The organism is Anabaenopsis tanganyikae CS-531 (assembly GCF_029891675.1).
GTDB classification, from domain to species: Bacteria; Cyanobacteriota; Cyanobacteriia; order Cyanobacteriales; family Nostocaceae; genus Anabaenopsis; species Anabaenopsis arnoldii.
Genome location: NZ_JANQDF010000187.1, coordinates 1 through 13,083, shown reverse-complemented (window position 1 = coordinate 13,083; position 13,083 = coordinate 1). Strand labels below are relative to the sequence as shown.

13 protein-coding genes are annotated in these 13,083 nt (G+C 42.8%); 6 read left to right on the top strand and 7 right to left on the bottom strand.

Annotated features, from left to right (window positions below; translation table 11 throughout):
* Positions 1–15: 15 nt before the first annotated feature.
* Entirely contained in the window at positions 16–1,311 is a 1,296-nt protein-coding gene (locus tag NWP22_RS18025; protein ID WP_271733005.1) for an ABC transporter ATP-binding protein, read from the bottom strand.
* 172 nt (positions 1,312–1,483) lie between these two features.
* Between NWP22_RS18025 and NWP22_RS18020 the strand changes: the two genes are divergently transcribed.
* The 5 genes from NWP22_RS18020 to NWP22_RS18000 all read left to right on the top strand — a co-directional run bounded on the left by NWP22_RS18020 (position 1,484) and on the right by NWP22_RS18000 (position 5,053).
* On the top strand, positions 1,484–1,663 hold the full coding sequence (locus tag NWP22_RS18020; protein WP_271733003.1) for a hypothetical protein: 180 nt from the start codon (positions 1,484–1,486) through the stop codon (positions 1,661–1,663).
* 48 nt (positions 1,664–1,711) lie between these two features.
* Complete coding sequence (locus NWP22_RS18015; protein WP_280802200.1) at positions 1,712–2,257, top strand: single-stranded DNA-binding protein; 546 nt, start codon at positions 1,712–1,714, stop codon at positions 2,255–2,257.
* Between the two features lie 38 nt (positions 2,258–2,295).
* Positions 2,296–4,401, top strand: a complete 2,106-nt coding sequence (gene pabB, locus NWP22_RS18010) for an aminodeoxychorismate synthase component I (protein WP_280802199.1) — start codon at positions 2,296–2,298, stop codon at positions 4,399–4,401.
* Between the two features lie 167 nt (positions 4,402–4,568).
* The gene (locus NWP22_RS18005; RefSeq protein ID WP_280802198.1) at positions 4,569–4,832 is read left to right on the top strand and encodes a helix-turn-helix domain-containing protein; all 264 of its coding nucleotides are present in this window, start codon (positions 4,569–4,571) and stop codon (positions 4,830–4,832) included.
* Positions 4,829–5,053 (top strand): hypothetical protein, encoded by a 225-nt coding sequence (locus NWP22_RS18000; protein WP_280802197.1) that lies wholly within the window; start codon positions 4,829–4,831, stop codon positions 5,051–5,053. Before NWP22_RS18005 ends, NWP22_RS18000 begins: the two co-directional genes overlap by 4 nt.
* A 587-nt stretch (positions 5,054–5,640) precedes the next feature.
* On the opposite strand, the gene NWP22_RS17995 is transcribed toward NWP22_RS18000, so the two are convergent.
* The 6 genes from NWP22_RS17995 to glmM all read right to left on the bottom strand — a co-directional run bounded on the left by NWP22_RS17995 (position 5,641) and on the right by glmM (position 11,410).
* Positions 5,641–6,405, bottom strand: coding sequence for a COP23 domain-containing protein (locus NWP22_RS17995; RefSeq protein WP_280802196.1), 765 nt, complete (start codon positions 6,403–6,405; stop codon positions 5,641–5,643).
* A 114-nt stretch (positions 6,406–6,519) separates the two neighbouring features.
* Entirely contained in the window at positions 6,520–7,425 is a 906-nt protein-coding gene (locus NWP22_RS17990; protein ID WP_271732992.1) for a DUF5331 domain-containing protein, read from the bottom strand.
* Positions 7,426–7,482: 57 nt separating this feature from the next.
* Positions 7,483–7,809 carry a (2Fe-2S) ferredoxin domain-containing protein gene (locus NWP22_RS17985; protein WP_271732990.1) on the bottom strand — a complete coding sequence of 109 codons (327 nt, stop codon included), beginning with the start codon at positions 7,807–7,809 and terminating at the stop codon, positions 7,483–7,485.
* A gap of 121 nt (positions 7,810–7,930) precedes the next feature.
* Positions 7,931–8,908, bottom strand: a complete 978-nt coding sequence (locus NWP22_RS17980) for a cysteine synthase A (protein WP_271732988.1) — start codon at positions 8,906–8,908, stop codon at positions 7,931–7,933.
* A gap of 264 nt (positions 8,909–9,172) precedes the next feature.
* A complete protein-coding gene (locus NWP22_RS17975) occupies positions 9,173–9,811 on the bottom strand; it encodes a peroxiredoxin (RefSeq protein ID WP_271732986.1) in 639 nt (212 codons plus the stop codon).
* A gap of 150 nt (positions 9,812–9,961) precedes the next feature.
* A complete protein-coding gene (gene glmM / locus NWP22_RS17970; protein ID WP_271732984.1) occupies positions 9,962–11,410 on the bottom strand; it encodes a phosphoglucosamine mutase in 1,449 nt (482 codons plus the stop codon).
* Positions 11,411–11,891: 481 nt separating this feature from the next.
* On the opposite strand from glmM, the gene NWP22_RS17965 reads away from it, so the two are divergent.
* Positions 11,892–12,608 carry a biliverdin-producing heme oxygenase gene (locus tag NWP22_RS17965; protein WP_271732983.1) on the top strand — a complete coding sequence of 239 codons (717 nt, stop codon included), beginning with the start codon at positions 11,892–11,894 and terminating at the stop codon, positions 12,606–12,608.
* Positions 12,609–13,083: the final 475 nt, after the last annotated feature.

Here is a 13,083-nt window from a genome sequence, read left to right as displayed (position 1 = left end):
GTTTAACAAAGCGGATTAGCCGGGGTAACCTATCGCTAACTCAGTTTGAGGATCAAAAAAGTGCAGTTTTTCTGGATTTAACGAGAACCATAATTCCTCACCAACCTTGACTAATCTATCCGGTGGAACTCGCACCTGTAGATAGTTGTCTGTATACTCAATTTGAGATTCAGGTGGGGAAATTCTCACAGACACAAAAGAATCATTGCCCAGATTTTCTACCAAGTCTACTTTGACGGGTAAATTTTTGGTCGCTGGTACACTCAAAATTAAGTGTTCCGGGCGAATACCTAAAATGATGGTTTGCTGATCATATTTCCGCAGGGGTGTCGCCCAAACGTCTGGGAGAGTGAGGCGAAAATGGTTATGGGTAATTAATAACGGAGCATGGAACCTCACCGGAATAAAATTCATGGGCGGGGAACCAATGAATTCAGCCACAAAGCGGTTAGCAGGATGGTTATAAAGTTCTAATGGGGATGCGACTTGCTGAATTTGACCTTGATTCATAATGGCAATGCGATCGCCCATAGTCATAGCCTCGGTTTGGTCATGGGTGACGTAAATGGTGGTGGTTCCTAGTTGGCGTTGCAATTTGACAATTTGGGCGCGGGTTTGGGCCCGCAATTTAGCATCCAAGTTAGAAAGGGGTTCATCCATTAAAAACACTTGGGGGTCACGGGCGATGGCTCTTCCTAAAGCTACCCGTTGTCTTTGACCCCCCGATAGCTGTTTGGGTAAACGATTCAGCAAGGTTTCCATTTGTAATAATTGGGCAACATTTAGCACCTGCTGATCTACCTGCCTTTCTTGATCAGAAATGTAACGTAGTCCTTTAGGTAACTTTCTGGTGATTCCTACAAGGATATTTGTCGCCCATGTTGGGAGTGAGGAGTTTTGACTTTCCCCATTGCCTAATGGGCGGCGACGGAGTCCAAAAGCAATGTTGTCATAGACAGTCATGTGGGGGTAGAGGGCGTAATTTTGAAACACCATGGCAATGTCTCTTTCTTTGGGTGGTAGGTGATTAATTAAGCGATCGCCCACCCAAATATTCCCTGCTGTCATCGCTTCTAACCCGGCAATTAACCGGAGTAGAGTGCTTTTACCACAACCTGAAGGACCCACCAGCACCATAAATTCACCATCGGCGATGGTCAAATTAATTCGCCGTAAGACATTGATAACTTCTGCCGGTTCTGGGGTAGCATTTTTTTTATTCCTATGACTAGGAAAGGTTTGGGATGCTACACTTTCCCCTTTCCGCTGGGGAAACGTTTTATAAATATTTTCTAAAACAACTTGCGCCACGAGTATCTGAAGTAACGGTAATTATATGGCTGACTCCGCACAGGGGAAGGTATGGCTTACCCCACGCTACGCTATCAGCACCCATGATATATGTTACCTGTGACTAGGAAAAGTAAAAAAACTGTAACCAACAAAGCAGACTACCCTAGATTTATGAGAGTATTTTTTGCCCATGAAGTGGTATGATTGTACTACTCATGCAGAATTTAATGCTCGTTGTAGTCAGGCGAAGGTAGGGAATGGTATCGCAAGTACTATTCAAAGCGATCGCTTGGCTTTTATGCTAGAAAAGACTCAAAGCTCAAAGTGTATGTCAGGAATTCATTTAGGCAAATTAAATATAGTTAGCTAATTAAAATCTTATTGCTTGATCAAAAACTTGTCCAATTAGGAGGATTCAATGAATAGCTGCGTTTTAATGGCGGAAATCATTCAAGAACCACAATTACGCTATACAGCGGATAACTTAGCAATCACAGAAATGCTGGTACAGTTCCCCAATTCTCAGCGTGCAGAAGACCAGTTAGTTACCCTAAAGGTAGTGGGCTGGGGGAATATGGCTACAGAAATTCAGCAAAACTACCACCAAGGCGATCGCGTGATTTTAGCAGGACGCTTAGGGATGCACACTGTTGAGCGTCAAGAAGGGTTTAAAGAAAAACGGGCTGAATTAACAGTACAACAGATTCAACCTCTAGGAAGTAATTTTACATCATCCACAACGATAAATTCGTCAGTCACCTCAACACTCCTACAAACAGCATCCCCTGTTGTTACACCTTCACGCAACGAAGTTGAATTACCTCCAGTCAGCGCCCCGACTCCCGTTGGCGCTGCACCTCAGCGGAACAACTTCCCATCCACACAGCCAGTCCAAAATTTTGAACGCACTGCTTATCCCCCTGTGAACGAGCAAGAACAAGATCCCGATGACATTCCTTTCTAAGTCGGGGATGGGAACTGGGTCACAAGAACCGTTGAGTAATGAGCAAGGGGAAACATGAAGTGCGATCGCTGATTATTGATAACTACGACTCCTATACATTTAATCTCTATCAGATGCTCGCTCAGGTGAATGGAGAACTTCCCCTGGTAATTCGCAATGATCAGATTGATTGGAAGGATGTAATCAAACTCACATTTGACAATGTTGTGATTTCCCCTGGTCCGGGTCGTCCAGAAAAGGTCTCGGACTTTGGTATCTGCGGCCAGGTGATTCAAAATCTCCAAAATCTTGATGTACCCCTGCTGGGTGTTTGTCTTGGTCACCAGGGACTAGCTCATGTATACGGCGGTACTGTAACTCATGCACCGGAGGTGATGCATGGGCAATCTAGTAAAATATATCACAATAGTTCTGCTCTATTTGAGGGAATTCCCCAGGGCTTCTCTGTGGTACGCTACCATTCCTTAATGGTTGCCCAAGAGTTACCCAACTGTTTAGAAAGAGTCGCTTGGACAGAAGCCGGATTGATCATGGGGCTGCGTCATCGGTATTTACCATTTTGGGGTGTGCAATTTCATCCCGAATCAATCTGCACTGAATACGGCTGGAAGATTTTAGAAAACTTCCGTAATTTTACTAAGAACTTATCCCCGAACCGAGAGAGAGAAACTAAGTATCAAGACAGTGCCAAAAAATTGACTCGACAAAATCCTATTCTTCCTTGCCAGTACAAAGTTTATAGTCAAAAACTGGATATCTATCCAGATCCAGAACAGGTGTTTGTACATCTGTATGGCCAAGCCACACAAGCGATCGGTAAAGATACTCACGCCTTTTGGCTTGATAGTAGCTTAGTTGAGCCTGGTCTTTCTCGCTTCTCTTTTATGGGAGGAAGTGGCGGTTTAAATAGCTTGTTGGTTGAATACCGCACGGAAACTAGAGAATTAACTATTACCCAATCTGGTCAAAAGACACAGATAAATGTCAGTATTTTTGACTATCTTCAAAGTCAAATTAATGAGCGTAGTTATCAGTCTGATGAGCTACCCTTTGACTTCAATTGTGGGTTTGTGGGCTACTTTGGTTATGAAATCAAGGCAGAATGTGGTTCTGAGTTAGTTCATTGTGGACCCCTTCCCGATGCTATGTTTCTGTTAGCTGATCAAATCATTGTGTTTGACCACCAAGAACAAACTACCTATCTGGTATGTCTGGCCAAACAGCATCAAACTACAGCAGCAAAGGAGTGGTTAGAGTCAACAGAAAAACAACTGCGCACACTCCCAGACCTTCCACCTATTGTACCGCCCCTTAGTCATACCCCCATCAATTTCCGTCTGAGTCGTTCTCACCAGACCTACATAAATGATATTTACCAATGTCTGCACAAAATTAAGGACGGGGAAAGCTATCAAATTTGTTTGACTAATAAACTTTACACAGATGCTGCTCCCGATCCATTATGCTTTTATCGTACCTTACGCCGAGTTAATCCGGCTCCTTACTCGGCATTTATGCGCTTTGGTGAAGTTGCTATTGCTTGTTCATCCCCAGAACGATTTTTACGTATTGACCGCGCTGGGTGGGTAGAAACTAAGCCGATTAAAGGAACTTTAGGCCGTGGTCAGACTCCAGAGGAAGATAAAATACTGCGGGAAAAACTGCTCAGTAGTGAAAAAGACCGCGCCGAAAACTTAATGATTGTGGATTTGTTACGCAATGATTTAGGTTTGGTATGTGAAGTGGGTAGTATCCAGGTGACAAAGTTGATGGATGTGGAAACTTACGCCACAGTACATCAACTTGTGAGTACGATTCGGGGTTATTTACGCGCGGATATGACTGCTACTGATTGTATTAGAATGGCGTTTCCCGGTGGTTCGATGACGGGTGCGCCGAAAATTAGAACTATGAAGATTATCGATGAGTTAGAATCTGAAGCTCGTGGAGTTTATTCCGGTGCTATTGGGTTTTTAGCTCTCAATGGTGCAGCAGATTTAAATATTGTCATTCGTACCGCAGTGTTGACTCCTAGAGGGACTTCTATTGGGATTGGCGGTGGTATTGTGGCTTTATCTGAACCGGAAGCTGAGTTTGAGGAGGCTTTTCTCAAAGGTAAGGCGTTAATTCAGGCTTTATCGTAATTTATGATCATAGTTTTTGAGAATCCGCGATCGCCTCTCCTATTAAACTGGACGGACAAACACAGGAATCTTGTTAATTAGCTCAACCCACCTTTTATCCTGTTTTGGGATTATCCGAAAATAGGTTTATTGTACTGACATACATATAGTGCTAAAGCCAAAGCCCTATGAAATCTATCTCCAGCCATGAGTATGAAATATTCCGGCGCTGTATGATTGCGGCACGCAAGGAAGCACAACTTACTCAGGAATCTCTCGCTAAATCTCTTGAAAAACCCCAATCTTTTGTTGCTAAATATGAGAATGGCGAGCGGCGCTTGGATGTCGTTGAGTTTATCATAGTTACTCGGGTAATTGGCGTGGATCCTTGTGCCATTCTGAGGAAGGTTGAACAACAAATATCTAAAGCATCTTGTGAAGAAAAATTATGAACACACAAGATGTAATCAAACTCGCGGCTGAGTATTTAGCTAATTTATCGGGGCATACATTTGATGTTTTAAACATATCTAAACCTATGACAGTTAATGCAGCTGTCAATTTAGCTAAAGTGATCTCGAAGCTTTCACCATTACTGGGAAATCTAATCGAATTTAACACTGTTGAGTTTTTAAATAAGCAGGATGATTTTGCTGAATTTGGAACATGGTAGAGGCAAGATCCGGGATTCCCTGATGCTATCTTTGTGGGAAACATTCAACCAATACCAGGATTAGAGATTAAAGCATGGTTTCCATTGGCAACAGAGATAACAGCGCGATTCAAAGATAGCCAGAATCACTTTCAATTTGATCAAACTCACGTTGCGATATTGGCATGGCTACCTGAGAAGATTATTTACGGAAACCCTCGTATTTTAGAGGATGTTTGATAAGTCATGATTAGTGTATCAAACATTGTTTGACCCCACCCTAACCCTCCCCTTGTCAGGGGAGGGGACTGGATTTTATTGTTTTTTGTGTGTTCCCCAATCCTTCCCATTCCCCAATCCTTCCCATTCCCCAATCCTTCGGTGTTCGGTGTTCCCTGTTCCCTAATATAAAAATTACCTGTTTAATACTTTCCAAACAACCTCTTAGGGTAATAAGACTTACGCAAGATTGGACTAAAAACCTAGTTCTGATGTACGGGTGATTCATGAATTACCCCTACTTTCGTTCTGTTTTGCGTAAGTCCTGGGTAAGTCTAGATAAATCTTACCCTAGAGATAGCCTTGGGGACTAATCAAAATTGCCAGTGTTAAGGGAAACTATTAGGATTCAAGCGACGGCGGTTTGCAGGTGCTGACTCAGGGTTCTGGGTAGTGCTACTGGTCAAAGTTCCACCATCTTCACGGGTGAGGAAAGGTTTTAAATTAATAGCGCTTCTAGATGCAGTCATGGGATTGTTACCACGACCTAGAACTGTGCGCGCTAAGTTGTCTAATCCATTTACTCTTCTACCATTGGTAATATAAGTATTCACGGGTACTGTCTGTCTTCCACTGTCAGCGGTAATCAAGTTTTGGAAAACGTCATTGAGTACTACAAATGGGTCTTTATCACGGGGTACAGTCAACACAATCCGACATAAAGGATTAGCCCGTGTAGTCACACAAACTATGTTTTCATTATTTTGTACAGATGTTTGCAGTTCTTCCAGACCATCTGGGCGATATAATTCTAAGCGACTGGCAATAGCTTCACAGCGTCTTTGGGGACTCCAACCACCACCTAAAGTCCTAGGTGCAGCCCAGGGGAAGAATTCTCCTGGTATACTTTGTGGTTGGTACATGACAGTGTACTGTCCATTATAAAATTGACAAGTAAACCGAGTGCCACTAGTTACGGTTGGTGTGTTTATGGGTGGACTTGTTGGCGCTGATGTATCACCTGAGGGTATGGTGGGTACAACCACCTCACCGAAACTAGAATCATTAAATTGAGCTAGTGCTGCAGAATTACTCATTAGTAATGATAAGCCAAGACTGCCCAAACATCCAAACTTGAAAAGTTGTGCAAACATAAATGATTTCCCACTCTCAACCTAGTTAGGTGTTGATAACTTCAGTGACGAATAATTGGGGATTTTTGATTCATCAAAGATGCTGCTTTTTTTGTAGAAGTAGCGGCCTCAAGATTACATGGAAATAGCTTGTTCTGGGTTATAGTTTCTACCCTGACAAAACTCATCTATCCAATTCGCCAGACTACGACTATGGGTACTAGGTGATGGGGTGAGTTGAGGGCGAACATTTTTCGGTTTTGGCGATATTTCCCCCTGATTCCGGGAAACTGGGCGTTTGAGGTAGTCAAGTAGGAATAAAACCCCAGTTAAATAGTTTTTTTGTAGTAAAAGAGTCCAAAACTTCATAGGTAGATGATCAAACCGAGGATCTCGGACTTTTGCACAAGGTCGAGTTTTGGCTTTGTGAATTACCTCCATTGTCATTGCTAGGGGCGATCGCCTTTCCCCTACTGTCAGAGGTAATCGCACTGGTTGATATTGACGTAGTAAATTGGCAGGTAGTTTAGTAGAATATGCTATTTTAGCACCCGGTGCAGAAGTAACCTTAGTCGCCATTGCAACCGTGGGAATAATTTCATGATTTTTTGTATACGGTGCAACAGATTCAGGCAAGCGCGGCAGATTAACATTCGCAGTGGCAGGACTAGCAATCTTAATAGTAGGTGCAACTAAAGCCACATCTTTGGTTTGAGTATAATTTTCTGGCAAAGATTCCCTTTCCCACTCACTTGTAGAATCCTCAGAGTTAATTACATCTAATTCTTGGTCAGGATTAAAGTTAAGACCTAAAGCTGTAACTATCTGATCGGGATTACTATTTAAATCCACCATAAAAGAAAGATAATCCTGAAATTGCGGCTCTAAAACCGACAAAGTGGCCAAAATAAACCCAGATGAAGGACGACGCAGACCATTGTAAGTACCCCAAACCCTGATTTTTGCCAGCCAAGAGCGATTTTGCTGGTAGTAACTCAGCCACTTAATTTTCACGGACTGGCGCAGCTGCTGAATATTCATGGATTTTCCCCTTGGTCAGAAATTGAGTAGTATTTTATATTTTGGATTTACTTAATATTAGCGATGAAAGCGACGATATAGCATTTTTTTGACACTTTCACCACCTAACAAATGTTGTTTTACCAGTAGAGGTACTTCATCGGGTTTAACGCCGCTATACCAAACCATATCGGGTAAAACTAGCACCATTGGCCCGTTACCACACTGTCCTAAGCAGCCACTGGCTATTATCGTTACATTGGCAACTGGTAAACTTGTAAAAGCGGCTAATACCTTTGCTGCACCTTGCTTTTTACAAGTACGATTTTGGCACACTCGCACACATCTAGCCGCAGACTTTGGGTCTGTCTTTGGGAAGTTGGATGGTTGACTTATATTTGACATTGCTCTATCAAGTGGTAGATATACAGCAAAAATATTGACTGATAAGCTCCCTCTCCTTACCTAGGAGAGGGTGGGGCTAAGGTTTAATCAGGTGAGATATTCCTAGCGCCATAACCAACTACTAATCACTAATGACTAATCCTTTTGAGGCTAGCCATTGGTGATTGAATATGCGTGACTGATACCGGGAACCACTATCACATAATATGGTAGCAATAGTATGTCCTGGTCCCATCTGCTTTGCTAAAGCTACAGCCGCGCCAACATTAATCCCCGTGGAACCGCCCATTAATAGCCCATCTTTCCGCAGCAGTTGATATACCACCCGTAAAGCCTCTGTGTCATCTATCTGAATAGCGTCGTCAATGGGTGCGCCTTCCATATTGGCAGTGATGCGGCTATTACCGATGCCTTCTGTAATAGAACTACCTTCAATCTTGATTTCACCGGTTTTGATGTAGCTATACAGTCCACTACCTAGGGGGTCGGCAACTACACATTTAACAGATGGATTTTGTGATTTTAGGTACATTGATACACCAGCAAAAGTACCACCAGTACCAGTTGCAGCTGTCCAAGCGTCAATTTTCCCCTTTGTCTGTGCCCAAATTTCTGGGGCCGTGGTTTCGTAGTGGGCGAGGCGGTTAGCTAAGTTATCAAACTGATTAGCCCAAATAGCATTATCTAATTCGGCGGCGATTCTGCCAGATAGTTTAACGTAGTTATTGGGGTCTTTGTAGGGAACTGCGGGAACGGTGCGCACTTGTGCCCCCAGGGTCGTGAGTGCATCTATTTTCTCTTGGGATTGGGTATTGGGAATAATAATTAGGCATTTATAGCCTTTAGCGTTGCAAATATGCGCTAGTCCAATACCAGTATTACCGGCGGTTCCTTCAACCACAGTACCACCGGGCTTGAGTAGGCCTTTTTTTTCCGCATCTTCAATAATATAAAGTGCAGCGCGGTCTTTGACGGAACCCCCAGGATTCAGAAATTCTGCCTTACCAAGGATTTCGCAACCCGTTTCTTCACTAAAGCTGTTTAGGCGAATTAGTGGTGTGTTACCAACGGTGCCAACAAATCCATTTTTGATATCCATTTTGATTTTACCTGAGTTCTTGTCTATAAAAATTTTGCCTGATGGCAGTGTTCAGATGTACAGATTCTGCCATGAATATCTCTTGCTTTGGGTCGGTCTCAAGACCAGCTATTGAGCGATCGCTTTTGTTGTGTTATTAAAGGATTTGCACCCTTGGCCACTGTGACAAGAAGACGGTTTAATCTAGATTGATAGGCAAAAACGCCAAGGTATCGTCTGGTCTTGGCGCTGGGTTTAATATTGTAAGTGGACTAAGGAGCAGTTTTACTTGTTAGGCTGAGGGGTCATTCTCAGATAAGGCTTAATTTCTTGGTAGCCTTTGGGGAATTTCTCTTTGAGAACTTCTGGATCTTTGAGTGAGGGGACTATGACACAATCATCCCCATCTTTCCAGTCAGCAGGTGTAGCTACGCTGTAATTATCGGTCAGTTGTAGAGAGTCAATTACCCGTAAAAGTTCATCAAAGTTGCGGCCAGTGCTGGGGGGATAGGTAAAGCTCAGGCGCAGTTTTTTATTAGGGTCGATGATGAAGACAGAACGCACGGTGATGTTAGCAGCTGCGTTGGGGTGAATCATATCATAAAGGTCAGAAACCTTTTTGTCTGCATCGGCGAGAATTGGGTAATTGAGGGCGGTTCCTTGAGTTTCTTCGATATCTCCTACCCAGCCATTATGGGAGTCAACATCATCAACGCTCAGGGCGATGGGTTTGACGTTACGTTTGTCAAATTCCGGTTTGAGTTTGGCCACTGTGCCTAGTTCAGTGGTACAAACGGGGGTGAAATCAGCCGGGTGAGAAAACAGCACTACCCAGCTGTCACCTGCCCATTCATAAAAGTTGATATCGCCGTGTGTGGATGCTTGTGTAAAGTTAGGTACTGTATCACCAAGACGGAGAGTCATGTAAGATTCCCTGTAATTTAGAAAGGCATATGTATTCTACTTTGCCATCATGACACAATACACGGTTTTCCTAGAGGCTTTTAGCACTTTTTAACAAAATTTCATTTTCCCGTCAAGACTGGAAAATCAACTTATGAAAATTTAACAGTTTTAAACTGCTAGGTGCTGCCGGACTTGAGATACTAATTCATCTGTCCAGTGGTTAGCCAATTCATCATTAACAGCTTCTACCATGACTCTGATTACCGGTTCTGTACCGGAAGCCCGGACTAATATTCTCCCCGCATCACCCATTGCAGCTTCGGCTTGGGCGATCGCTTGTTGCAAGGGTTGGCAATCTTGCCAATTTAATCGCCGATCGCGATCTGTAACTCGCACATTCCGCAATAATTGGGGGTAAGTTTGAAAACTTTCATCTACCATTTGACTGAGGGGAACACCCGCTGCTGTCACCAATCCTGCTAGATGTAATGCTGTTAACAACCCATCACCGGTAATGGCATAATGGCGGCAGAGAATATGACCAGATTGTTCACCACCTAACATCCCCCCTGTGCGCATCATTTCTGCTTGCACATATTGATCACCTACGGCGGTGCGAATTAACTTCCCACCCTGTTTTTGCCAAGCTCTCTCAAAGCCTAAGTTAGCCATGACTGTAGAAACAATCAGGTTATCTGGTAGTTGTTGCTGTTGTTGTAGGTGTCTACCCCATAGGTAAAGGATGTAATCGCCATCTACTGGCCTACCAGTATGATCTACAGCTAAAATGCGATCGGCATCGCCATCAAAGGCAAAGCCCAAGTCTGCGTTATGTTCTTTGACCGCGGCTTGCAGAATTCCTAGGTGAGTCGATCCACAGTTAACATTAATGCGATCGCCATCAGCTTGATTATGTAGGCTGATCACCTCCGCCCCCATGGCGGTAAATACTTTGGGTGCTAACCCCACCGCTGCACCCCACGCTAGGTCTAAAACAATTTTCAGTCCTTGCAGATTGACCTTTTCCGGCAAGGATTGCTTTAAGATGTCCCCATACTGGTCTACTAGTTCCCGGCGAGAATAATGCCGTCCACAATTAGTAACTTTACCTGCAACTCCATCACCCCTTACTCCCGCCTCGATTTCCGCCTGCAAGGCTGGAGATAATTTAGTACCATTACCATTAAAAATCTTAATCCCGTTGTCTTCTGGTGGGTTATGACTAGCAGAAATCATCACTCCACCTATGGCCTCACTCATACTGGTGAGGTAAGCCACGGTAGGAGTGGGACATAACCCCAAATACCAAACCTCCACCCCGGACGCTGTTAACCCCGCACTCAACGCCATTGCCAGCATATCACTAGAGTTTCTGGAATCTTGCCCCAGGATAACTGGCCCTGTGTGACCACCATGTTTTTGCAAAATCACACCCGTCCAGAAACCCACTTCCAAAGCTAAGGGAGCATTTAGTAATTCTCCTACTTGCCCACGAATACCGTCTGTACCAAATAAGCGGGTATTAGCTACTGAACTTAGGTTTAACCTCCAATTGTGAGATTCACATGGATAACTACCTTGAACGTTACTTTGGTTTGTGTTGATAGATGTCACCATAAGTTCAATATCCCACGTAATTACAGGTTGACTCAGCAGTTATACTTGAGTTAAGTTTCTCTGTGTAAGTAATATATGCGCTTTTTTTGGCGAAAATCATTTGAATCACACATTATTATGTGACAATACTGTATTATCCTTTCTCAATTGTCAATATTTAATATTTACCGAGTTTTATCTTATTTAATGGTTTTCAATTCAATTATTCCTTTCTACACTTGTTAGCTGCTATTTAGCAATTTGAACACAGGCGGAATAACTAGGATTGATACCAGGATGGTAAAAATCAGATGTTTTAGTTTTGACTTCACCCTGGTGGTAGTGGTCTATAGACCCTTGGAGCAACCTACAAATTCAAGATACTTAAAAAAAATTAATATAAATTCTCATCAAATAGTTCTAATCTAACATCTTAATGGCTTTTTTAGTCATTCATAAATCCTAAATTCGGCAATTAACCTTTTAACTTGAGAGATTTAGTATGAGCAGCAATTTAGCAAGCAAATTACGTGTAGGCACTAAAAAAGCCCATACAATGGCAGAAAATGTGGGTTTTGTCAAGTGCTTTTTAAAGGGAGTTGTAGAGAAAAACTCCTACCGAAAACTAGTTGCTAACTTTTACTTCATCTACTCGGCCATGGAAGAAGAGATGGAAAAACACCGTCAGCATCCCATTGTCGGTAAAATTAACTTTCCCCAACTCAACCGTAAGCAAACTTTAGAGCAAGACCTAAGTTACTATTTTGGTGCTAACTGGCGGGGGGAAATTCAACTATCGCCAGCAGGTGAGGCTTATGTGCAACGCATCCGCGAAATTTCCCAAACAGAACCAGAATTATTAATCGCTCATTCCTATACCCGCTATTTAGGTGACCTATCAGGGGGTCAAATCCTCAAAAACATTGCAGTCACAGCCATGAACTTGTCGGAAGGTCAAGGTACTGCTTTCTATGAGTTTGCAGAGATTACCGACGAGAAGGGATTCAAAACTCAATACCGTCAAACTCTGGATGAATTACCTATTGATGATGCTACAGGCGATCGCATTGTCGATGAAGCTAACGCCGCCTTTGGGATGAATATGAAGATGTTCCAGGAATTGGAAGGTAATTTGATCAAGTCCATCGGTGTGATGCTGTTTAATAGTCTCACCCGTCGTCGTCAACGTGGTAACAGTGAACTAGCTACTGAGTCGTAATTTTTTGGAGTTTGAGTGACTATATATGGGGGTAATATCCCTGTGATTGTTTTCTGTATATGAAGACAACCAGAGGGAAATTAGCCCCAAAAAATTAAACAATTTAGTAAAATACTTTTTAGGCGACATTGAAAACACTGATGAAGACAAAAACTGTTATCAAGAACTCCCCTATTGCTATAAGCTATAGGTTTTTGCTAGTCAAGTATACAAATCTATTGTATCTTAGGGTTTCATATTAAAATGACATCAATAGTATTCCCAAATATTGAAACTATAGTGGAGCGTGTAGCACAGATTCAGATAGATAAAAACAGTGCTACACAATCATTTCTGGCTCTACCGTACTTGTTATGCTAATTTAACAACTGGTTCGAGGGAACAGGGAACAGGGAACACACCGAACAGAGATTAAGAAGGAATATTCAGGCATTTTCTTCAATAACCAACATTATTTCCCTTATACGGTAAGCCT